This is a genomic window from Bacteroidota bacterium (assembly GCA_016718825.1).
In the GTDB taxonomy this organism is placed as follows: Bacteria; Bacteroidota; Bacteroidia; order J057; family JADKCL01; genus JADKCL01.
Map to the genome: position 1 here is coordinate 20,327 of JADKCL010000008.1, position 21,440 is coordinate 41,766.

Annotated in this window: 23 protein-coding genes; 17 read left to right on the plus strand and 6 right to left on the minus strand. The window is 50.7% G+C overall.

The genetic code is table 11. The annotated features are described in order from the left end of the window. Positions 1-144: 144 nt before the first annotated feature. The 6 genes from IPN95_11005 to IPN95_11030 all read left to right on the plus strand — a co-directional run bounded on the left by IPN95_11005 (position 145) and on the right by IPN95_11030 (position 4,351). Positions 145-522: a T9SS type A sorting domain-containing protein gene (locus IPN95_11005; protein ID MBK9449908.1), complete on the plus strand. Its 378-nt coding sequence runs from the start codon at positions 145-147 to the stop codon at positions 520-522. A 79-nt stretch (positions 523-601) separates the two neighbouring features. Continuing rightward, on the plus strand, positions 602-1,090 hold the full coding sequence (locus tag IPN95_11010) for a hypothetical protein (GenBank protein MBK9449909.1): 489 nt from the start codon (positions 602-604) through the stop codon (positions 1,088-1,090). A 16-nt stretch (positions 1,091-1,106) separates the two neighbouring features. Further along, complete coding sequence (locus IPN95_11015; GenBank protein MBK9449910.1) at positions 1,107-1,358, plus strand: hypothetical protein; 252 nt, start codon at positions 1,107-1,109, stop codon at positions 1,356-1,358. Beyond that, the gene (locus IPN95_11020; GenBank protein ID MBK9449911.1) at positions 1,355-2,005 is read left to right on the plus strand and encodes a DUF2306 domain-containing protein; all 651 of its coding nucleotides are present in this window, start codon (positions 1,355-1,357) and stop codon (positions 2,003-2,005) included. Before IPN95_11015 ends, IPN95_11020 begins: the two co-directional genes overlap by 4 nt. After that, on the plus strand, positions 2,002-2,901 hold the full coding sequence (locus tag IPN95_11025; protein MBK9449912.1) for a YARHG domain-containing protein: 900 nt from the start codon (positions 2,002-2,004) through the stop codon (positions 2,899-2,901). The genes IPN95_11020 and IPN95_11025 overlap by 4 nt, the downstream gene beginning before the upstream one ends. A 319-nt stretch (positions 2,902-3,220) precedes the next feature. Further along, positions 3,221-4,351 carry a histidine kinase gene (locus tag IPN95_11030; GenBank protein ID MBK9449913.1) on the plus strand — a complete coding sequence of 377 codons (1,131 nt, stop codon included), beginning with the start codon at positions 3,221-3,223 and terminating at the stop codon, positions 4,349-4,351. 104 nt (positions 4,352-4,455) lie between these two features. On the opposite strand, the gene IPN95_11035 is transcribed toward IPN95_11030, so the two are convergent. Further along, positions 4,456-4,788, minus strand: a complete 333-nt coding sequence (locus tag IPN95_11035; protein MBK9449914.1) for a hypothetical protein — start codon at positions 4,786-4,788, stop codon at positions 4,456-4,458. A 137-nt stretch (positions 4,789-4,925) separates the two neighbouring features. Next, positions 4,926-5,372, minus strand: coding sequence for a hypothetical protein (locus IPN95_11040; GenBank protein ID MBK9449915.1), 447 nt, complete (start codon positions 5,370-5,372; stop codon positions 4,926-4,928). Positions 5,373-5,512: 140 nt separating this feature from the next. Between IPN95_11040 and IPN95_11045 the strand changes: the two genes are divergently transcribed. Then, positions 5,513-6,931, plus strand: coding sequence for a hypothetical protein (locus tag IPN95_11045; protein ID MBK9449916.1), 1,419 nt, complete (start codon positions 5,513-5,515; stop codon positions 6,929-6,931). Positions 6,932-7,043: 112 nt separating this feature from the next. Here IPN95_11045 and IPN95_11050 read toward each other — a convergent pair whose 3' ends face one another. From IPN95_11050 to IPN95_11060, 3 genes are all read right to left on the minus strand, one after another. Continuing rightward, on the minus strand, positions 7,044-7,193 hold the full coding sequence (locus IPN95_11050) for a hypothetical protein (protein MBK9449917.1): 150 nt from the start codon (positions 7,191-7,193) through the stop codon (positions 7,044-7,046). Between the two features lie 146 nt (positions 7,194-7,339). After that, positions 7,340-8,053, minus strand: a complete 714-nt coding sequence (locus IPN95_11055; GenBank protein ID MBK9449918.1) for a hypothetical protein — start codon at positions 8,051-8,053, stop codon at positions 7,340-7,342. A 482-nt stretch (positions 8,054-8,535) separates the two neighbouring features. Further along, entirely contained in the window at positions 8,536-10,443 is a 1,908-nt protein-coding gene (locus IPN95_11060) for a trypsin-like peptidase domain-containing protein (GenBank protein ID MBK9449919.1), read from the minus strand. A gap of 203 nt (positions 10,444-10,646) precedes the next feature. On the opposite strand from IPN95_11060, the gene IPN95_11065 reads away from it, so the two are divergent. The 6 genes from IPN95_11065 to IPN95_11090 all read left to right on the plus strand — a co-directional run bounded on the left by IPN95_11065 (position 10,647) and on the right by IPN95_11090 (position 16,515). Continuing rightward, positions 10,647-11,420 (plus strand): hypothetical protein, encoded by a 774-nt coding sequence (locus IPN95_11065; GenBank protein ID MBK9449920.1) that lies wholly within the window; start codon positions 10,647-10,649, stop codon positions 11,418-11,420. Positions 11,421-11,482: 62 nt separating this feature from the next. Beyond that, positions 11,483-12,112: a hypothetical protein gene (locus IPN95_11070; protein ID MBK9449921.1), complete on the plus strand. Its 630-nt coding sequence runs from the start codon at positions 11,483-11,485 to the stop codon at positions 12,110-12,112. Positions 12,113-12,307: 195 nt separating this feature from the next. Further along, the gene (locus IPN95_11075) at positions 12,308-12,505 is read left to right on the plus strand and encodes a hypothetical protein (protein MBK9449922.1); all 198 of its coding nucleotides are present in this window, start codon (positions 12,308-12,310) and stop codon (positions 12,503-12,505) included. A 318-nt stretch (positions 12,506-12,823) separates the two neighbouring features. After that, the gene (locus IPN95_11080; GenBank protein MBK9449923.1) at positions 12,824-13,699 is read left to right on the plus strand and encodes a hypothetical protein; all 876 of its coding nucleotides are present in this window, start codon (positions 12,824-12,826) and stop codon (positions 13,697-13,699) included. A 10-nt stretch (positions 13,700-13,709) separates the two neighbouring features. Then, positions 13,710-15,614 carry a hypothetical protein gene (locus tag IPN95_11085; GenBank protein MBK9449924.1) on the plus strand — a complete coding sequence of 635 codons (1,905 nt, stop codon included), beginning with the start codon at positions 13,710-13,712 and terminating at the stop codon, positions 15,612-15,614. Between the two features lie 193 nt (positions 15,615-15,807). Beyond that, entirely contained in the window at positions 15,808-16,515 is a 708-nt protein-coding gene (locus tag IPN95_11090) for an ABC transporter ATP-binding protein (GenBank protein MBK9449925.1), read from the plus strand. A gap of 29 nt (positions 16,516-16,544) precedes the next feature. On the opposite strand, the gene IPN95_11095 is transcribed toward IPN95_11090, so the two are convergent. Beyond that, complete coding sequence (locus tag IPN95_11095) at positions 16,545-16,742, minus strand: hypothetical protein (GenBank protein MBK9449926.1); 198 nt, start codon at positions 16,740-16,742, stop codon at positions 16,545-16,547. Here IPN95_11095 and IPN95_11100 point away from each other — a divergent pair. From IPN95_11100 to IPN95_11115, 4 genes are all read left to right on the plus strand, one after another. After that, positions 16,735-17,496, plus strand: coding sequence for a biotin/lipoyl-binding protein (locus IPN95_11100; protein MBK9449927.1), 762 nt, complete (start codon positions 16,735-16,737; stop codon positions 17,494-17,496). The genes IPN95_11095 and IPN95_11100 overlap by 8 nt on opposite strands. A 3-nt stretch (positions 17,497-17,499) precedes the next feature. Beyond that, positions 17,500-18,630 (plus strand): FtsX-like permease family protein, encoded by a 1,131-nt coding sequence (locus tag IPN95_11105; GenBank protein ID MBK9449928.1) that lies wholly within the window; start codon positions 17,500-17,502, stop codon positions 18,628-18,630. After that, positions 18,627-20,045: a TolC family protein gene (locus IPN95_11110; protein ID MBK9449929.1), complete on the plus strand. Its 1,419-nt coding sequence runs from the start codon at positions 18,627-18,629 to the stop codon at positions 20,043-20,045. Before IPN95_11105 ends, IPN95_11110 begins: the two co-directional genes overlap by 4 nt. A 227-nt stretch (positions 20,046-20,272) precedes the next feature. Next, positions 20,273-21,352, plus strand: coding sequence for a hypothetical protein (locus IPN95_11115; GenBank protein MBK9449930.1), 1,080 nt, complete (start codon positions 20,273-20,275; stop codon positions 21,350-21,352). Positions 21,353-21,440: the final 88 nt, after the last annotated feature.

Consider the following 21,440-nt stretch of genomic DNA (forward strand, 5'->3'; position numbering starts at 1 on the left):
AGCAGTATGCCAAGGTGACAATTTGGGAAGGCCCTTTACAACCTTGCAAACTATGATGGTCACAAGTTTTGCTCCTTCGGCGGGCTTAACACTTATCCTTGGGATGTCGCAGGATTTGACAATGAAATCTTTGTAACTGGGGGTATGGGTATTCGTCTCTATGACAGTTTGACCAATTCGATTGGAGATACAATTAAATTCCTTGGTCACTGGATCGGCGGCGACTCCACCGACATCTGCATCTCCCAACCCGTCCGCATCCAAGACCCTACATGGACGCAAAATGCTACCATCTCCCTCTACCCCAATCCAACAAATTCATCCTTCACGCTGACCCTCCCGCCCAACACATCCACATGCACCCTCAAAATCCACGACATCACCGGCCGCGAGGTCGCGCCTGCCCGCACCTACCGCGCGGGTGACCCGCCTGTGGATGTGGCGCACCTGAGCGCAGGGCTGTATTTTGTGGAGGTGCGCGTCAAGGATCGGGTTGAGGTGGTGAAGTTGGTGAAGGAATAATCCGGGAAGGCAGTCCCCATTTTCGCATTCCCATTCGAATTCCTATCTTCGGGGCAGTAATTTTCCACCGTTGATGTCTATGAATAAGTTTCAGTTCATTTTCCTTTTTGCGATGGCCTCGCTGATCTTTTCCTGCGAATCCAGTTCCACTACGACCACAGATGCCAACCCTGCGGCGGCAAGCGGTGACTCCGTGGCGCCGGCGCCGACCAATCCGCAAGCAAGCACTGAGATGGCGGTCAAACTCGCTTGCCGCGAAATTCGCAATTTGGACGATATCAGCCCGCTTTCCGAAATCCAGTTGATCATCGGAAGCCAAACCATCATCGTCGACTCCGCAAGTACCTGCGCCGAAATCACGCCCGATGCATGGGACAATTTTGAAATTCCAAAGGATGCCAAAGCGGCAGTCGGTGGTTGGTGGGCAGGTGCCGGAGACTATTATTACCTGAAAATCGAAGGTGCTGATGCCGTGGTGATGTACGGTTGGGCCGAGGAAGGTGCCGACGAAAAGGACATGTATCAGTACAAAGAAGTGAAACGCGCCAAATTGGTGGCAAGCTTCTAGGTCGGCGCATGCAGCTATGAAAACCAGCTGGGAAAGGCGCAAAGGCGACCACCTCGAATACTGCTTCTTGCGAGACGGCTACGTGACCGCCGGCGCCAATGACGGCACCATCGAAAGCGACGCTGCGGGCGCAGTGACCTTCGAAGCATTCCTGTCCGGCCAATACCAAGACAGCATTCGCGCAGCTTTCGGGCCGAAGGTTTTGCAGGAAGTGATCGCGGCAGTGTTGGCCTTGAAGGATGCCCCACCCCATGGCACGGCAGAATGAATACGGTCCCCACCCATTCGGCAAGCCTTCCCAAGCGCCTTTTCCAAGCTGCTCTCCTGATCGCCTACGCCTACTTTTGCTGGCTGATGCTCGAGATTTCGCTGCAGTACATTCCGATCCACACCGACGTGGCCTTTTTGCGCATCAAGCAGGACGAAATCGCCCTCGGATACTATAAAATCGCCTTTTTTACGCATGTCTTCGCGGCGCCACTCTGTTTGTTGGCCGGCTTCACGCAGTTTTCAAAGTTGATTCGGCGCAAATTGCCCAAGGTGCATCGGTGGAGCGGTTGGCTGTATGTCACTTCCGTCATCGGATTTGCAGCTCCCTCCGGATTCGTGATGGGCGTACATGCCAACGGCGGATGGCCTTCGCAGCTAGCCTTTTGTTTGTTGGGGGCTTTGTGGCTGATTTTTACTATTTTGGCAGTGAAGCGTGCCGCCCAAGGTGACTTCAAGGCGCACCGCGCTTGGATGATCCGCAGTTTTGCGCTTGCCCTCTCGGCCATTACCTTGCGTGCCTGGAAATGGATCTTGGTCGGCCTGTTTGAACCCCGCCCGATGCACGTGTACATGCTTATCGCGTGGCTCGGTTGGACGCTGAACCTTCTTGTTGCAGAAATCATCATTCGAAAAATAAAACAATGAAAAAGACCCTGTTCTACTCCTTTTTGAGCCTCGCGGTTCTTGCCGGATGCGCGGACAAGTCCTCCGAATCCACCTCCGGTACCGCTGCGGCGACTGGCGATTCGGTAGCCTCGACCGCCTCGACCGCAGAAACGGCCTCCTCTGCAAAAGTCGATGAGACAGCTGAATTAGGCTGCTACGTCGGCGAATTCGTAGCTGAGAAATTCCAGAAAGGAAAGAACCCAAGCCATAGCAACCGCATCAACATCTCAATCGATGAACTGAGCGATTACAAGGTGAAGGGCCACAGCGTCGTCGCTGGAAATTCCCGTCCGTTTTCAGGCACTTACGACATCAAGGAAGACGGAAGCTACACGATCGAGGCCGCAGAGCCCGGCGATGACAAGTACGACGGCAAATTCTCCTTTGTATTGGATCCGGCTTCGCGTACCGTCAGGGGCACTTGGGTTGCCAACGACCCCAAACTCGCGGTGACCGAACGCAGCTACGACCTCATTTACAAGACCTTCAAGTATGATCCCGACGCCGAATTGCCCGAAGAGGTAGGTTGGGCAGATCTTTATTCGACCGTTCCCGATCCCGAATGGCAGCGTGCCGAGCGCACCACCGATGAAGTCACCAAATACAATGCTTCGAAGGTCAAGCTCAAGAAGGAGGACGTCGAAAACATGTACAAAAGCGACATGGAAATCCTGCGCAATTCGATTTATGCGCGGCACGGCTACAGCTTCAAAACCCGCAAAATGCGTTATGTTTTTGACACCTACGTCGATTGGTACATTCCGATGAGCACCGATGTTTCCAAGGAATTGACCCCACTCGAGCAAGAAAACATCGCCTTGCTCAAGCGCTATGAGCAGCATGCCGAGACCTATTATGATACGTTTGGGAGGTAGGAAGCTGAATTGATATGAATGCAGACGGCTCGAATCGGAAGCAAAATGCTCTGTGCGCCATTGCAGCTTAAATTTCGCCTCACCCCCGCCCCTCTCCACAAGTTCGCTTGACGCGAATTTGTGGAGAGCGGTGCCGTCAAGGGTGCAATTTGTGCCTAGGCCTGTCGTAATCCCTGCCGTATTCCAATACCCATTACGGCCCCCCTCTCCGCGATTTTTCCGCAAGAAAAAAACGTGGAGAGGGGCGGGGGTGAGGCGACGACGTTGGCCGAACCTCTCACTTTTCATCTACGAAAATCGATTTCCAGGGCTGAATCCTATGCGAATTTTCCTGTTGGCAATGTTTTTTGCCCTCACCTTCACCACCTCGCCCGCGCAGCGCAATCTCACATTGCACCTTTTCGCCCCGGGCTTGCCCGACACGACAAAAGTATATGTCGCCGGCAATGCCGAAGCCCTCGGCGGATGGAATCCCGGCAAGGTAATGTTGCAGTTTCAAGGCCAATCCAATTGGAAACTGGTCGTACAGCTCCCTGACAATTCGCCCGTCGAATACAAATACACGCTCGGAAGTTGGGAGAAGGAAGGGCTGGATGCGCAAGGAAAGGTGCGGACCAATTTCAAGATCACCGACCCGGCGCAGACGGTGGCATTCGACACCATCACACGTTGGCTGGATGGGAAGCGCGCAAGACCTTCGGGAAAGGTCACCGGCGAACTGCATTACCACCGCGATGTACAGCCTGTGGGATTGGCAAAACGCGACGTCGTGGTTTGGTTGCCTCCGGGTTATGCGGAGAATTCCAAGCGACGTTATCCCGTGCTGTACATGCACGACGGGCAAAATCTATTTGATCCCGCGACGAGCAGCTTCGGGGTGGATTGGCAGGTGGATGAGACCTGTGACAGCCTGATGCGGGCTGGCAAAATTCCGCCAATGATCGTCGTGGGCGTGTACAACAGCAGCGACCGCCGCGCCGAATACAGCCCCGGCGAAAAAGGAACGGCCTACGTCCACTTCTTGATCCACCAACTCAAGCCGTTGATCGACAGTGTTTACCGCACCGATCCGAGACAGAAGTCCACCTATACCGGCGGTTCGTCGATGGGCGGGCTGATTTCGTTTATGCTGGTTTGGGAGCATTCGGATGTGTTTTCGAAGGCGATCTGCATGTCGCCGGCCTTTCAGTTTTTGCAGTTTGATTATTTGCCGACGGTGAATCAAGACCAAGGAAAGCGCCGCAAGGCCGTTTGGTACATCGACAACGGCGGAAAAGGCTTGGAAATCACGCTGCAACCGGGCATCGATGCGATGCGCAAGGCCTTGGTCGACAAAGGCTACCGCGAAGGCAAGGACTTTTTCTGGGTCATCGATCCGGAGGCCGAGCATTTCGAATCCGCCTGGGCCAAACGGATGCCAAAGGCACTGGAATTGCTGTTGGGCAGGTGAAGCATAGTCTTTGAAATTCTTGCCACGAAGACACGAAGGCACGAAGAAATGCATGTCAACTTTGTGTCTTTGTGTCTTCGTGGCCAATAAAAAAAACAAGCAATTCACCGAATACAAGCCAAAAGCGCAGCCTCGAGGGCGGGCATATCCGGCGAAGAGGCACTGAGAATGTACCGTTTTTGCTGACCGTTTTCTTCTGTCAGAATCGTGCCTGAACAGTTGTTGCAGAGTTCGCGGTGGAAGACTTTGTTGTCGATGGCCGCATTGAATGCCGAGACCAAATGCATGTATTCTTGGTCGGAAAGGGCCTTTTCCAACTGCTGGGGTGCCGTCGCGGTTGCACCCAACGAGGACTTCCCGTTGTTGGAAAATAGCAGTCGGGGCCCCTCATCGAGTAGTTCGAATACATTTCCTATTTTGTCGCTGTAGCGATACATAAGCAAGCGTTGAAGGTCCGACTAGAATAAATTTAGGCCAAATTCGGGAAAAAGACAAATCCAAGGATGAACGCAACATGAAAAGTAAATGCTCAAATCCCTCCAACTTTTCACTTTTAGCTTTTCACTTTTCACTTCTAACTCAGTCTTCGTTCCAAATGAATCCATCCACTTGACCCAGCGCAGGCGCCTGAAGACCAAGGGCCATTGAGCATCAGCACACCTTTCACCCAATTCGGCCGAAGTTTGTAATCCTTGAGGCACCAATAGGCATAGGACCAGAGATTTTGGCGTTTGATGCCGAGTTCGCGAAATTCCACGCTACCCTCTGGGGCCCATTCGCCAACCAAATCCATGACACCCAAAATATGCGTGCTATCCTCCATGTTGATTTGCGCTTCGCCTACCAATTCATCTCCATCGACCTCCAAATTCAGCCTGAAATGATACCTTTCCGCCAAACCACGCGGCTTTTGGGTGATATAACCGACCCATTCGCCCGCCATATCTTCCCGGGTTTGGGCGAAAAGCGGAAAAGCATTGGCAAACAATAGGACAAGCAACAAAACAATCGTACGATTCATAGAATCTCCCTGATTTTGACCAAAGAACGCGAAGCAGGCCCATTGGTTACAGGTTATTTCGGATTGGCCTGTCCCAGAGGAACAAAGGCAACAAAAAACTGCCCCGAATTTCCTACATTTAGCCTCAAAGTGCCCTTGCAATGCGAGAATCCAAACTTTGTCAGCATTTGTTGCAGTTGCCCGAACCGATGCGCAAGCAATTTCGGCTGTACTTGGCTTCGCCCTATTTTAATCCACTGCCGCGGTTTGTCGACTTGTTGGACATTCTCGAAAACCATTTGCTCAAGTACAAATCCCGGAACATGACCGAAGAGGCCGTTTGGGTGCTGTACTTTCCCAAAAACCCATTCGACCGCAACAAACTCCGGAAGGATTGCACCGCGTTGCTCAAACTTTTGGTTGCATTTTTGAGTCAAGCTGCTTTTGACCTCGACCGCCCGCAGCAATTTTCGTTGCTCATTCGTCAGTTGAATGCTTTGGAATTGCATCCCTATTTCAAGGCGTATGCAGAGGAGGCTGACGAAGTCTTGAAGGAAGCCGAGGCGAATGGAAAACCCGTGTTTGGCATTGTGGCAGACATCGGACTCGAACATTACCGCAATGACCTGTCCCAAAATTTCCGCAATTCGGATGTCGATCTCGGCAAATTGATTGATGCTGCCGAACTGGATTATTGCATTCGGAAGATGGAATTGCTGTATGCGAAGCTCAATCATTGGATCGTTACGGCAAAGGGGCAACGCAGGCAGGAGGAGGCTTTTTTAGAGCTTGTTGGACGCCGATTGGCAGACCTTCCCGCGCAAACCAAAATGTATTACCATCTCTACGAATGCACGCGCGAAGCCACGGCGGAATCCCATTTCCATGCCTTTCGCGAACTGCTGCGCGGGATGCAGCCCTCCCCCAATCAGGCCGATATGTACCTCGCGGCATTGAATTATTGTGCGCGGAGACTCAACGTGGGCCGTTCGGATTACCTTTCTGAAACCCATTTTTTGCACCGCGAAATGTTGGATCTCGGCCTGATGGCGCCCGTTCTGAATCAGATTTCGCCCAATTTCAAGAATGCGGTCGTCGTTGCGGCACGATTGGGCGAAGTTGCCTGGGCCAGAAAGTTGGTTGATTCCTTCGAAGACACCCTGTGTTTACCCCAAAATCTCAACGCGAAACAATTCGCCGAGGGCATCATCGCCTTTCATGAGGGGAATTTGCAACAGGCAGAACCTTGTTTCCACCGGCTGTTGGGTGATTTCGAAGACATTTTCTACGGATTGGATGCGCGCGGCTATTTGCTGCGGATTTATTATGAACTCGGCAACCAAATCGGCCTGGAGTCGCTGCTGGAAAGCTACCGCATGTACATCAAGCGCAACCCCGCGCTCACGCCCGCCCGCAGGGAAAGCCACAGCGAATTCATCCGCTACGTCCGCCGCCTCACCCATGTCAATCCGCACGACGAAGCCGCCCTCACCCGCCTGGAAACAGAAATCCAACAAGGCACCCGCATTCCCGCCACCGCTTGGCTCCTCCAAAAAGTGCAAGCCCTGAAGCGACGGTAATATTGAAGCGGCGGCAGTGATGAAGCGTCGGCCTCCGGCCGAACGCTGATCGACCGCACGCCTCCGGCGTAATAAAGAAAGTTCCAAGATGCTGAAAATGAAAAGATAAGCGTCACAGAAGCGGCGGCCAAGTTTTGAAGCGGCGGCCTCCGGCCGAACGCTGACCCTGCAGCAAAGCCTCCGGCTTGCGAATGTCATCAAGCGCATCACGACCTTTTTTACCCAAAAACAGAAACAGCCCATCGGTTCCCCGACAGGCCATTCCCAAAAAATCATTCCCAAGAAAACCAACTCACTCGCGCAGTACCCGCTGACGGAACTTCACCACCTTCCCCGACAAAACCTCCGCGCAATAAACCCCGGGCGCAAGCCCCGCGATATCCGCCAGCCCAATTCCGCCCACATCCGTCAACGCAAACTCCACCGACCGTCCATCCATTCCGGTGAAGCGCAAAGCGTCAGCCCCGCCATCGGCACCCACAAATTCCCTGAAGTCGGATTCGGATAACAAACCAACCGTTCCGCAGACGCCGAATACACGGGCTCCGCCACCGGCGCGGCCATTTTCAAATCCACATTGTCCACGATCACGATCCCATCTACAGCGACCACGAGGCTATTCGCAGCCACATTGTTGAATGCCGAAACCAAGGGAAACGAGAAGGCAAACCCATTTCCCGACTGCGGCAAATGGTCGCTCAACACCAATTCAACGTGCAAAATCCGCGTGCTCCCATCCACCGAAACGGATTGCGAAACCTCAACATCGTCAAACAGCCACGATCCCGCCACCGCAATCGCCAGCGAACTCGTCGGCAAAACGGCCTCGTCGCTCAAGGTAATGTCCAGCTTGAGCCCCAACACGTCCGCCGCCGGCGAAGCCACGCTGCCCAGCTCAAAGGAAAACGTCCCCGTCTGATTGGCATTCAACGTCCCGCCCGAGACATCGTGATCATTCGCAAAACTCGCCAAATCGACTTCAAACGTCGCCTGCGCCATCGACCGAAGCGGCAAAAACCCCATCAGGAAGCAGCAAACGAATACAACAAACTTTGTGAACGGGACAAAGGTCCCCCCGATCCGGGCATCATTCGCCTGGATCAACTTTTTAGGTTGATACATAAAGACTATTGGTTAAAGTGTGAGAAGAGGAAAAACGTGGCTCAGTGGCCACTTTGGCAAAGGCATAGATGTTCCATCACGTCGGGCCCAACGCGTGGATCGGAAAAACAAATGGAAGCCTGATTGCTAGGCCGTCTTGGACTTAGTGTTATTCAAAAACTCCATGATTTTCAAAAGTTGGTGTTGAGAAATACGTTTCCAGCGCACTGAAAGAGCCCTTCGGTCAATGCCAAAGTTGCATGCTGCGCTGCTGGAACAAAGGTGGGGGAAGGGGACGGGGCTTGTAAATGAAGTTTGGGGGGATTATTGGAAGTCATGATACATACTCAATCGCAAATGCTTATCCTCTTGGCAATCAAAGAGCATTTTTAAAATAAGCATTATTAGATGTCATACCTACTTTAATAGGCAAAAATAGAAAATGCAGGCACAAGCACTCAGGCTTCTCGCAGGAAGCGGTGCTTTCAACACTGGTGGGATAGCTATTTTATTGGGGCATCCTCGCGTTCTGTTCGTAAGTAGGTCTGTATAAAAGGCCTCACAGACCGAATGTTCACGATCGGAGCTTGATAGGGATTACCATCCATTGCAGGCGAAATCGAGATTTCTAGCATGTCCAGATTGCACAGCCAAATTTGCCTGCGTCGCATTTTGACCTCTGGCAAATTGTCGACGATGTCCGCCAAGCCGATTCCGTCGAGCATGTTGAATTTTTCGTCAACGTCATGTCTGTATGGCATGTCAGCTGGCAAAGTTTCTTGATAGCGGAACTTCAGGCAATGGGTTGGATTTGCGATTAGATCCATCGGCCATAAATCGGTGTGGTATTCAAGGCAACGATCAGGTGGATATCGACTGTAGTAGCCATCGAGAGTATTGTCGATATCAATGAAAAGAAGAGAGTCAATCATCGTAAAAAGTGCAGTATCACCAATAAAATATCGAGTGGGAATATCATTTCCATAATATTTTACATAAAAATCTGCACCAGAAAAAAACGCAGTGTCACGCTTAAGATTGACTGTAATGTCTGCTACGTTAGCCAAAGGAAGAAATGGTTCGACTGCACCAAGCAATTGTGGCACAGTCGAAATTTTCCTCGAAAAACCATGGGGTTCTCGATATCCTCCTCGTTGATTTCCAAGCTGACAAATTACCGTGTTTAGAATTTCTTCAATTTTACTGATTTTGACAATCCTTGTACCTACAACATCCTGTTCATCAAGTCGGTTCCATACTGTTTTCCCATTCTTCATGCTGAAGTCCTGAATTCCGCCGCTGCCAACCACCATACCGACCAGATGGTAACTACTTTTGCTTGAACATGAACAATCAATATGCTTTTGAAATACTGGCGAGCCAGAGTTCCCCCGATTCATATCAAGATCGGCAAAAAAGTATGGTGAGTTTTTCCAATGATCTGCTGGGTCCGAGAGTACATAGCCTTCGATATCCGCAATAGCTTGCATTCCGAAGGGGTGCCCGCCAGCGACGATTTGTGATCTATAATCAATGTCGGCAGATGTTCCCTCAAAACTTTGTGGTACTCCTCGAAATTTTTTGTTCAAATGGATGAGGGCTAGATCCAGTTCATGTGCCCCTCCAAGCTGCACCCAAGCAACCCTGCCGCCTCTCTCGTTCTTGTTTCGTATGCCAACCTTATTCCGATCGCGGCGCCTTGTAAAATTACGAATCACAAAAACCTTATCATTGGCTCTAAAGCCATGTCCAGCGGTCAGAATCCACCGATTATTCCATATTGTCCCAGAGCGCGATCCATCTTCGAGCGTCTGCTGATTCATCAAGCGCTCTTTAACATCTGGATTTTGAGACAGAATCCTTTTACATAGTTCCTTACGCTTTGCACTATACCCGCCCAGGAGTCTTCGTCTTCCAAACTGATTTCCTTTGGGAAATACTAATACCGTTGCATCCTCAACTGCCGACTTGATTGAGCTATTGCACTCCAAAGAGTCAATTCGATAGCGAGAATCCGTATGGATTGTTCCAAACAATCCATTTCTGTATTCTGGTGATCGATAATCATCATTCAAAAAGTAAAACTCCTTGGCTGAAAACAATGAGACTAAGCTCGATTGATCTTTGGGATTTAGGTCCTTCCTTGCGAATTCGTCCAGAACAAATTTAGCAAAGTAGAGATTGTAGGATGAATCGCCATTGAACAAGGAGGCTAAACTAGGTTTGCCAAATTGCTCTCTAAACCTCAATTCATATATTAGTGACAACTGACAGAATTGGCTTCGATTTAAGATAGAATCGATGCGGTCAATATTTTCACTCCTAAAGCTTTGACCCTTCATGCCAGCAGCAGCCAGAATGAAAAGAATAAAAAGCACAAAGGAGCCTCGGCAACCTTTCAAAATTTTCATAGCATCTAGGTGGTTTAACTCATTGAAGTTAGTAAATTGTCCTTATCAATGATGCCTTGTCAAGAATATTTGTCCAATGCTGCGCCATCTGCAGGTCTGGAAGCTACTTTTTGTTGCGGGGAGGGTTGCGACAACACCGAAAATAACAATTCCTACGTCCTGAATTCATTTCTGCGATGACAGAGGCCCATCCATTGGAATTGTTGATCAGATCCCTTGACCAAACCGAAAAGCGCTATTTCACGGTGTATGCGAAGCGCCATGCGATCGGTGGGAAAAACATCTATTTGACACTCTTTGAGGCTATTGCCAAGGGAGAAGCGGTTGATGGTGACAAAATCGTCCCAAAGGAACAACTCGCATCGCACAAGCATTATCTTTTTCAGATGATTCTCAAGGCGATGCGCGGCTACAACAGCGGCAAGGACGTAGAAAATGAAATGCGGGAGATTTTGTCTGACATTCATTTCCTGGAATCGAAGCGCATGTTTCCGCCTTGCCTGAAATTGATTCGCAAGGGGCAACGGTTGGGCGAATTGCATGATCGCTTCACAGAGCTGCTTTCCTTGCTCGACATAGAACGAAGGCTTGTGAAGCTCATGCAGCCGGACAAGTTGCTTCAGGAAATGGATCGCCTGGAGCACGTTCGCAAGGACATCATCGACCGCATGACCGTCCACTATGCCTACATCGAATTGTATGACCGATTGTTTGCCACCCTTCGCAAGCAACTGCGCAATGACCGGCAGACCACGGTTCAGTATATCCAAGAGCTGCTTGCGGGACCATTGCTTTCGAATCCGAACTTGCCAAGCTCCTTTCATTCCAAGAGTTACTACCTTCTAGGCAACGCCTTTTGTTACCAATTGCTTGAACAATACTCGCAATCCAAGAAGTTTCATGTCGAAAACATCGAATTGTGGGATCAAACCCACACAGGATCAAGAGTCAGCCCTACCAACACCAAAGAGCCCTGAGCAATTACCTTGGTGCCTGTCAAATGGATGACGACTTTTCGGCCTATCCTCGAATTCTCGCAATGATGAAGGATTTCGAGGGGACCACTGTGGAGGAGCGTGCCGAGCACTTCACCAATTACCACTTCTATTCCTTCAACTACCACATGAATGTATGGCAGTTTGAAGAAGCAGTGGCTTTTGCACCCGAAATTGACCTGGGTCTCCAAAAGTACGGCGCTATCATTCCCGATTCCCGCCGACTTGTCTTCATCTACAACCTCATGGTCATGTTTTTCTTCCTCAACAAACCCAAGGAATCCCTCAAATGGCTCCTGAAGCTGACGAATGGCGAAAAATCCGAGGTGCGACAAGATGCGCAGCGCGCAGCAAGACTATTCCTGCTGGTTTTGCATTACCAACTCGGCAACCTCGACCTTTATGACCATCTTTTTCCATCGGTCCAGCGTTACCTAAGTCAAAAAGGCATCAACGAATTCGAGCAAAAGTTGCTGGAATTCCTCAAGGTTCTCTACCGCACGGATGGAAGTTCATGGCCACGCCCGGCCGCGGAGGCGCTCGTGACGTCCCTCGAAGCACTCTCAAAGGCAAATTCCGACGCACACTTCCCAGGCATCCGCGAGGTGATCATCTGGTTGAAGGCGAAATCTACGGGGATGTCGATGATTGAGGTTGGGAAGATGGGCGGGTGATCTTCCACATACTAAAAGGTGATACTTCAATGCTAAGCCTGACTTGACAACAGTATCTGGCGCATAGGGCAGATGGTACGCACGGAACACGCTGCCGATGTCGCAGCCGCCTACCAACTCGCCTTGCGCGTAGACACGCTGCTCAACGAAGATATCCAATATGCCTCCTAAGTCCTTGGACTCGGCTGGTCAAAATTGAACAGCCCCTTCAGCCGCGACTATTGCAACAGCGAATACAAGATCCTAGGCCTCCTGAAAAAGCTCGCCGGATTGCTCCTCACCGTCATCGCCCTTTCGCTCGGCGCACCGTTTTGGTTTGATCTCCTCAAAAGAATCATTTCGATCAGAAGTGCGGGTGTCAATCCGGAGAAGAAGGGGAAAGCGGGGAAGTAGGGGGCCCCATTTCGTAGTCAAATGCTGCATCGGGACGGAAAAAGAAGCGCCTTGAAGTCCTCGGAATGTGATCGTGGCGGAATTATTGCCACCAGAACGCCACCTTACGTCATTGCTTGTCAATTCATTGCATAGAATAAGCAATCAAAGACACAACGCCTCGCCGGAATTTTGCTTCAAAAATGTTCATGGCGCTGAGAATGACAGTTTGTTTACTTGAATTGTAATCGCTGGGCGCTGGGAATGCGTTGTGGCTGCTCGGATTTGTAATAAATCGGAATTCACAATTTGGAGTTAAGCTCAGCAATATCAATTGTTTTGGATTCTACCAAATTTAGAATTCTGGCTTGGCTTCGAGGTTTAAAAAAGCAACATACTTCTAATATGAAATACTGTGTCACGAGAATTATAATATTTTGCACCCTTGCTTGTGGGCTCCTCACCTTACAAAACTGCGAAAAGGTATATGACCAACTAGACGAGGACGATAAATGGTCCAAAACCTATATTCCGGTGCACCAAAACGGGGTGCAAGTAGGCTTGATTGCAATGTCGCAAAGGGTGATAACAGATATGGATCGCAATTTGGACATCCAATCTAAAATTAGCTTCACGCTCCAAGACGACCAAAACAACCCAATTTGGGACGATCCCAATGTAGAAATGCTCATTCAAATATTTGATAGCAGTCCAGATTTGAGCGCAGAGATTACGCATGAAATTTTTATCCCCGTAAACAGCCGGGGAATCCAAGACACCCTTAGCATATTGCGTTCGGGGTTTTCAAGGGCATTTCAACCTGAACAAGTCAGGATTGTATTTCTCAAAAGTAGCAATGGTAGTTCCAACGGTGGCAGGTACATTGGAAATGCAGATGGCAAAAGAATAGAATTCGTCGGTGATAGTTTGGTGGACATCGAGCACCTTTTTATATGCCCCTTTAATGCAACGGTGACTGCGGATGGATTCATTGAAATCCGTTTTGTCAATTACCCATCGATTCTGGGGCTAACAGGGCGCGTCATTGACGGCACCTTTAATGGACAAATAGTCCTGCCAGAAGAAATAATCCAAGTGGAAACAACACATTTTCCGCCCGGAAGTCTCACCTCAATAGTTGCAGTATTTGATTCAGCTGGCGTAGCCGCGCTTGACGGCCTGAACCGTATTTACCTAGATTTCCAACCGCGCTAATCGAAAAGAAATGAAAATTTACATCATCAGTTTGGTCTTAATGGCCATCGCACAAATTGCCGTTGCGCAAGAAGTCCTCTTGGAAACCACGAAATTCCAGCGCAATGGAAAGGAGTTTTCCATGAGAATCTTGGAAACAGCGCTCGAAGCGCACAAGGTTGAAATTATCAGCGCTGCGGGCGACACTTCAAAATTCGATGTGGATGAATTGGAAGGCGAGGCGTTTTCAACGGATTTGGAGGCTGCAATCGATTCGCTAGATCCCCCTGCTGTTGGAGCCGTACTGGCACCCATCAAAGAGGAAAGGGTATGGAGCACTGCCGATCTGTTTGGGAAACTAAAGGATGCAATTGAAAACCAAAGTGATTTGCCGATTGCAGGTTGGCTCCGAGTTTTTGACCATAAGATCCAAGTCGGGAAAAACAGCCCGATTCCAGCTGCAAAAGCAGGTGTCGCCGCTTTACATGCGATGACCACTCAAATGGAGCAAAACAGAACAACTGAAGACAATATTCGTAACCAAATCAAATACGAAACGGGGAAATTACAGGGTTTGAAATTAGCCCTCGAAGCAACCAAGGACAGCGCCGGAACCTACCCTATCAAGGCCAAGCCCATTCGAGATTCCATCGACATTGCCACAACATTCATTGCAGATCAATCCGTCAAATTGTTACAAGTTCAAGCGACCATAGCCAAATTGGATCGCGATATCAAAATATTGGTCGAGCAAAACACCTCTGAATCCAATCTTTTGGAGCCCATTTATTTGCATACCAAAAGCATCCAAATCGAATTCAATGAAGGCATGATGGAGCACATTGTGGCTCTTATGGAATGGGTGGATGTGAATAATAGGGCTATCCCAGATTCTGCAGACATTTTGTTCACCAATTATTATCCCGTTGGATTCTCAACACCACGTAATTTCGAGCGCGGTCTGCATTTGCAAAGGCTACATTGCAAGTACAAAAGGTTTTCCATTCCGTTGGATTCCTTGATGCGTTTTCAAATCAATTCCCGGCTCAATACCCGCGATTTCAGTCCGCAAGATACAGTGATTATTTTCACCCCAGCCCTCACCGACCAAACGCTTTCCAAAGGTAAATTTGCGGACATCGTTAAAGGAGGCGCATTTTCCGACATCTTCGGTCTCCAAGAAGACGAACCCAATGGTTTGTTGCAATTCGAAATCGACAAACGGATCAACCTGTACACTTTCAGGCACAAATTCTTCCTATTCCCAAGATTTTTCAACTACTCCCTCATCCAATACATTAAGCCAATTGCCACCCTGTCCAAACTCGATGGAAAGCTAAGGACCATGCCTTCCGATTACATCCCCACAATCGTGAACAACGAGGTGAAGACCACGTTGGTCTCGCTCAACACTGATCTCCTGCGCTATGAAAATTTCAGTGCTGGCCTAGATTTAAACTTATGGCTATTAGATGCTCAGGCACACAAGTTTACGTTTTTCATAAATTTTGGTGCGCGTTTTGGCCACGTTTCCGTTGCGGACACACTCAGGGAAATTGCAAATGATACGATAGTAAATACCAAAATTCCAAATCCGTTGAGTGTAACCACATTTCGCTACTTCCCCGAGGCAATCCTTGAATTTTATCCAGATGAACGCCTAAAGCTTAGCGCCCAATACCGGTTCAGTTTGATCTACGCCCTGAATGAATCCTTGACTCAAATCCCACGCGAAGGGCATACGGATCCGACACATATCCGTGGAGAAAGGGCCCTGCACACTTTGCAGCTCGGTGCAACGTTAAAGGTCGCGCCAAGGGTTGAATTCTACGTTCGTTACCGAATTCACATGCAAAACAAGTATTACAAGACGAATTTCCAGCAAGCACAAATTGGAACATCGTTCTATATTACTAAGAAGCTAGCAACCAAATAAAGTTCGACCCCAATAAAAATACCCCCCCCCCCAGCGGGGGATGTACATTCCCAAGAAGGCCGCCCACAAGGCGGCCTTCGTCTTTCCCCTTCGCCAAGGCACGGAAAAGACCCCACAAAACAATCCGCCCCCAAATCAGTTACCCCTCCATCCGCTCCTCCATTAAATCAACACGCGGAGCGGTCAGAAAGCAATGTCTACGCAGCCTGTCGCAGAGTTACGGGGCGCTTCCAAGCGCTACAAGACCGGGGATCAGGTCATTACGGCCCTGCATCCGACGGATTTTCAGCTGTTTGCGAATCAGCTGACGTTGATCATCGGCCCTTCGGGGTCGGGCAAAACGACCTTGTTGTCCATGCTCGGCTGCGTGATTTATCCGACGGAGGGTGACGTGATGGTCGCCGGCCGGCAGGTCAATGGCCTCTCCGAAAAGAAATTGGCGGCGCTGCGACTTCAGGAAATCGGATTCGTCTTCCAAAGCTTTAACCTCATCGCCCCGCTGACCGCCGAACAAAACGTGATGCTTCCCCTTCAGCTTCAAGGCGTTCCGCATAAGGAAGCCAAGCAGCGCGTGGACGAAGCCATCGCCAAAGTCGGCATGGGCGACCGCCGCAAGCAGCTTCCCAAGGCCCTCAGCGGTGGCCAACAACAACGCGTCGCCATCGCCCGCGCCCTCGTGACCCGTCCGAAGCTCATGCTCTGCGACGAACCCACCGCGAGCCTCGACGTCGAAAGCATGAAAAAGGTGATGAAGGAACTCCGCCTCCTCAGCGAAAGCGGCATCGGCCTCGCCGTCGTCACCCACGACATGCGCCTCCGCGAATACGCCGACCGCATCATCTACGTCAACGAAGGCCGCGTTTTCGATACCCCTCCCTCACAACTCTACGATGCCCATTAGAATCATTAGCATGAAAACGATTCGACTCCTTACAGTCCTGATTTTCGCCGCGACAGTGCTATCCAGCTGCGGTGGCAAAAAGATCCCGAAGCCACATCCGACCCCAAGGCCACAAAATCCGTCACGACACCCGCCGCCGCACCCAATGAAGTCATCGGCATAGGTCGCGTCGAACCTGAAGGCGAACTCGTGCCACTTTCGAGCATCGAATCCGGGGTCGTGACCAAGGTTTATGTCAAGCAAGGCGATGTCGTCAAGGCCGGCGACCTCCTCCTCGAACTCGACCACGACGTGTTGAGTGCCCAAATCGAACAAAGTCATCGCCGCGTTTTGTCCCAAGCTTCGCGGATCAAAACCGACGAACTTTCGCTGAAGGAGGCCGAAACCCGCGCCGTGCGGCAATCACAGAACGTCACCCGCACCGAAAACCTCGTCAAGACCGGCGCCGAAACGGGGCAAACCCTTTTCGATCAGAAGACAGAATTCATGTTGCTGGACAATGCCGTAAAACGCTGGGAATCGGTTTTGGAAACGGACCGCCGGCAACTGCGCGAACTCGAAGGCGATATCATGGTGTTGATGGCGCAATTGGAGCAACGTTCGGTAAAGGCGCCGATGAATGGAACCATCCTCACGCTCAAAGCTTTACTGGGCAGTTTTGTCACGCCGCAGGTGTCATTCGCAGATTTTGCCCCCGAAGGCAAGCGGATGGTGCGCTGCGAAATCGACGAATTGTTTGCGGACAACGTGAAAATCGGGCAGAAGGCGCATATCACGGGCGTCGGCAGCGAGGAGCAGCTTGCAACGGGACAGGTGGTGTATGCCAGCGAATTTCTCAAGCGCAAAAGTCTCTTCTCGGAGAATGCCGGCGAAATGGAAGACCGCCGCGTGCGTGAAATCCGGGTTTTGCTCGACAGCGGCAGTAACCTCCTGATCAACAGCCGCGTGGAATGCCATATTCAAACCGGTTCAGCGAAATAAGCCATGCTCCGCACCGCCCTCCGTTTTATTCGTTATGACAAGGCCAAAAGCATCGGCGTCACGATCGGCATCGTCATCAGCACCTTCCTCATCGGGCAGCAGGTGGGGATTTTTACCTTTTTGACGGGGCTGATGTCGGGTCTCACCGATCACACCGATTCCGAAGTTTGGATCGTGGACAAAAAAGCCATCAACGCCAATGCCCTTGGGCAGTTGGACACACGCGTCATTGCCGAGGCGCGCAGCATCGTCGGGGTGAAACATGCCGAACCGATGGTGATTGCCCCAGCCATGGCGACCTTCGCGGATGGCACGACGGCGACCGTGGAAGTGATTGGCTCAGAAGCACCTACATTCGGAGCGGGTCCCAAACTGAGTGACATCATCGAAGGCAAACGGGAGAACCTCATGGAGGAGGCCACCGTGAGCGGCGATTATTTTGACCGGAACTTGTTTGGCGGTTCGGCAGCCGTGGGAACTGAATTCGAAATCAATGGTCGAAGGGCGGTTTTTGGAGTTCAGACGAAGAATGCGCGTGGATTTGCCGGTTCTTTTATGTTCAGCACTGCCGAAAGGGCGCGCTACTACGCAGGCTTACCCGCCAATACCATCAACGCCGTTTTGATTTACGTGACGCCCGGAGAAAAACCCGAAGCTGTACGAGACCGCATCAATGCCACGATTCCGAATTGCCGGGCGTGGCTGCGTAAAGACTTGTCAGCCAGCACGATCAATGACACCCTGAGCAATTCGGGGATCGGCATCAGCACGGGAACCCTGATCCTGTTCGCGCTGATTTCCGGCTTTTTTATCATCGGATTGACGATGTATTCTTCCGCCCTCGACCGCATCCGGGACTACGGGACGCTCAAGGCCATCGGCGCGAGCAATGGCTACGTACGCGGGCTGATTTTGACGCAAGCCGTGATCTTCGCCATCGTCGGATTTGCCATCGCATTTGCATTTTTGGAAGGATTTCGGACAGGTTCCGAAGGTTCGGGCTTGGTCTTTTTCTTCCCTTGGTACATTGTCGCCGGCATCTTCGGCGTCACCGTCCTGATCAGCGTCGGCGGCGCAGTTTTTGCCCTTCGCCGCATCACACAATTGGAACCTGCAGCCGTCTTTAGAGCATGAAAACAGCATATTTTCAGATTCGCCACGAAGACACAAAGGCACGAAGAAAAGCAAATTGTTCTTTGTGTCTTCGTGTCTTCGTGGCCTTCATTTCAGTAGTTCTATCTTCGAATGGCAGCCTGAATGCCCAATCCACACCGTTGACATTGGCGGATGCCGTGCAAAAAGGCCTGCAAAACCGGATGGAAATGCGGGCTTTTGAGCAGCGGGCGCAGATGACGGAACATGAGCTGAAGGCGAATCAATTGCGGTACATTCCGCAGGTTTCGGCGGGCGTCAACATGCAATACAATGCCATTCTTGCGACGTCGATTGTGCCGATTGGCGCCTTGAATCCCGGAAATCCTACGGATGAAGTGGCGGCGGTACGTTTTGGAACCAAGTGGGCGAATGGCGGCGGGCTTTCGCTCTCTCAAGTCATTTATGATCCCACGATCAAAGGTGCGCGTGAATTGGCCGAATTGAACGGGCAACTCACGGAGGCGCAGAAGGCGCAGCGTGCAGAGGCGATTGCCCTCGCGGTCGCGCAAGCCTACTATGCCTTGCTGATTTCGGAGGCCGAAGTTGGCTACGCCCAAAGCGACAGCCTTGTGGTCGCGGCAAAAATCAATGATTTGCGTCAACGCCTTGGAGAGGGTCGTGCCCTGCCGACAGACTTGGAAGCCGCCGAACTCGACAGCGCTTCGGCCCGCCTGAAAATGGCCGACATTCGCCGGAATGCAGCAGATTGGCGCGCGCAATTGGCCTATCAAATGGGAATTGGAGCTGAAAATGGCGGTTCGATTGTCGTTGCCGAAAATCTAAATTCGATCCTGGGTATGCGCACTGCAGCATTGGAAACCCAAATTGAAAATCCAGTTCCCAGTCCGGCCACGAAGTTGCTCGACTTGCAGATGCAACAAACGACGCAGCTCCGTGCCAACGAAAAGGCGGGCTACAAGCCCAGCATTTTCTTGAATGGCTACTTGGGTGCCAATCATTTTTCAGATGCATTCGACCCTTGGAATGGCGACAAATGGTTTCCGACAAGTTATGTAGGATTGAGCTTGAATGTTCCATTGACGGAGGGATTCATTCGGCAGCAGCGCATCCAACGACTCGATGCAAACATCCAAGCAGACCAAATGGATCGTGCGGCAAGCCACAACCAAACGGAATTGGAATTCGAAAGGGCAAAAATTGCTTTGCAAAGCGCCAAAGAGGCATTGTTGATGCAGCAGCAGATGCAGGAGCTCGCGCAGAAGCGCCTGGAACTTGCCCAAGCACGCTTGAGTGCGGACCGCGGCCTGGCCACAGAGGTTGTACAAGCCGAAAACCAAGTGCAAAGCGCACGTTTCCAATCCCTTCGCCGTGCCTACGACGTCTTGATGGCCGACTTGGAAATGCGGAGAGTTTGCGGATTGCTGAAGTTTTGACATTGTAAAACAAAAAAGGCCACTCCCTAGAGCGACCTTTTTGTGTATGCCGGGTTGCCATTTGCAAGCCCGATTGCTGATTGATTTTCGAGGGGCGGTGCGCCGCAGTTGGCGCCACCTGTTTCCGATTCCTTTCCATACAAAGATGCCACCGGCCTTTGACACCTCGTGTCAAAAACAGTGGCCAATTTGCGTGTCGAAAAGAAAAATCTCATTAATTTGAGCTTATGAAAAGCAAGCTTTCTTCCGCTTCAATTGTATTCATGCTCTTGGTTTTTGCATTCGGATGCACCACCGCCGATGTGAAATGGATCGGGAAACCTGCGCCCGATGAACGCGCCGAGATGGGACTTAAAGGTCCGGTGAAGATGGTCACCACGAGCTATTTTCGCGCCGAAGACTCCACGGTGACCCTAGATTCGCTGTTGAAAACCGAGCCTTCTTCGGTGTATCAGGACCATTTCTCAGCTACCGGCCAACAGCTGGAAGCCAAAGATTGGTCGCGCGGAACTTTGAACATGCACGAAGTTCACCATCTCAACGATCAAGGACAAACCATTGAAATTGAATATAAAAGAGAAACTGGGGCACGGATCAACCATGCTTCCATGGCCTATTTCCCCAACGGTTTGCTACGCCAAGAGCAATATTTTGATGAAAATGGGAACATGTACCGGCAGGAGACTTACAGCTACGATGACCTGAACCGATTGTCCGAAATAGAGACGAAAAATTTTGAAGGTGGGGCCAATGAACGACCGATCACAGCGCTGATGAAAATGGAGTATGATGACACGAGCACCTTACTCAAACGGCGCACACTAACAACGGACAAACAAACGGATTTTGTTCAGGATTATGAAAAGGGTGTCGTGCATACAACCACGATGTACCCCGCCGGCGACATCACCAAGTTCAAGCATGATGCCGCAGGAAATGGGATCCAAACGGAGGATTTCGACAAATATGGCAAACGAACATCTGCTTATTTCGCGGACTTTGATGCAAAGGGTAACCGAATACGCATCCGTCATTTTGGTGCGGAGAACACGCTGGAACTCTGGCAGACTTGGCGTTATGACAGCTTAGGAAATCAGATTGAAGAACGCTCAGCTTATGCTTCGAGTGCGGTTCCGCATCCTCAAGATGCCGATACCCTGCATCCCGATATCACAACAATGGAATACCAATTTGACGAACAGGGAAACATCCTTCGCAAGGTGGAAACTGAAAATGGCCATTTGCGTTCCGTGATGGTCCGCAAGCTCGAGTATGACCCCGAAACAACCAAAAAGCCGGCTCGCTAAAGCCGACTTTCTGATTGTGCTGCTGAAAATTGATAAGAGGATCTGTTAGCGGTGCGTTGCTGGCTTGCCCGTCGCAAGACAAGCCGAG

Coding starts and splice junctions, on each gene's coding strand:
- IPN95_11005 (MBK9449908.1), top strand. CDS start 145: ATGGGTATTCGTCTCTATGACAGTTTGACCAATTCGATTGGAGATACA.
- IPN95_11010 (MBK9449909.1), top strand. CDS start 602: ATGAATAAGTTTCAGTTCATTTTCCTTTTTGCGATGGCCTCGCTGATC.
- IPN95_11015 (MBK9449910.1), top strand. CDS start 1,107: ATGAAAACCAGCTGGGAAAGGCGCAAAGGCGACCACCTCGAATACTGC.
- IPN95_11020 (MBK9449911.1), top strand. CDS start 1,355: ATGAATACGGTCCCCACCCATTCGGCAAGCCTTCCCAAGCGCCTTTTC.
- IPN95_11025 (MBK9449912.1), top strand. CDS start 2,002: ATGAAAAAGACCCTGTTCTACTCCTTTTTGAGCCTCGCGGTTCTTGCC.
- IPN95_11030 (MBK9449913.1), top strand. CDS start 3,221: ATGCGAATTTTCCTGTTGGCAATGTTTTTTGCCCTCACCTTCACCACC.
- IPN95_11035 (MBK9449914.1), bottom strand. CDS start 4,788: ATGTATCGCTACAGCGACAAAATAGGAAATGTATTCGAACTACTCGAT.
- IPN95_11040 (MBK9449915.1), bottom strand. CDS start 5,372: ATGAATCGTACGATTGTTTTGTTGCTTGTCCTATTGTTTGCCAATGCT.
- IPN95_11045 (MBK9449916.1), top strand. CDS start 5,513: ATGCGAGAATCCAAACTTTGTCAGCATTTGTTGCAGTTGCCCGAACCG.
- IPN95_11050 (MBK9449917.1), bottom strand. CDS start 7,193: ATGGCCTGTCGGGGAACCGATGGGCTGTTTCTGTTTTTGGGTAAAAAA.
- IPN95_11055 (MBK9449918.1), bottom strand. CDS start 8,053: ATGTATCAACCTAAAAAGTTGATCCAGGCGAATGATGCCCGGATCGGG.
- IPN95_11060 (MBK9449919.1), bottom strand. CDS start 10,443: ATGAAAATTTTGAAAGGTTGCCGAGGCTCCTTTGTGCTTTTTATTCTT.
- IPN95_11070 (MBK9449921.1), top strand. CDS start 11,483: ATGATGAAGGATTTCGAGGGGACCACTGTGGAGGAGCGTGCCGAGCAC.
- IPN95_11085 (MBK9449924.1), top strand. CDS start 13,710: ATGAAAATTTACATCATCAGTTTGGTCTTAATGGCCATCGCACAAATT.
- IPN95_11090 (MBK9449925.1), top strand. CDS start 15,808: ATGTCTACGCAGCCTGTCGCAGAGTTACGGGGCGCTTCCAAGCGCTAC.
- IPN95_11105 (MBK9449928.1), top strand. CDS start 17,500: ATGCTCCGCACCGCCCTCCGTTTTATTCGTTATGACAAGGCCAAAAGC.
- IPN95_11110 (MBK9449929.1), top strand. CDS start 18,627: ATGAAAACAGCATATTTTCAGATTCGCCACGAAGACACAAAGGCACGA.
- IPN95_11115 (MBK9449930.1), top strand. CDS start 20,273: ATGAAAAGCAAGCTTTCTTCCGCTTCAATTGTATTCATGCTCTTGGTT.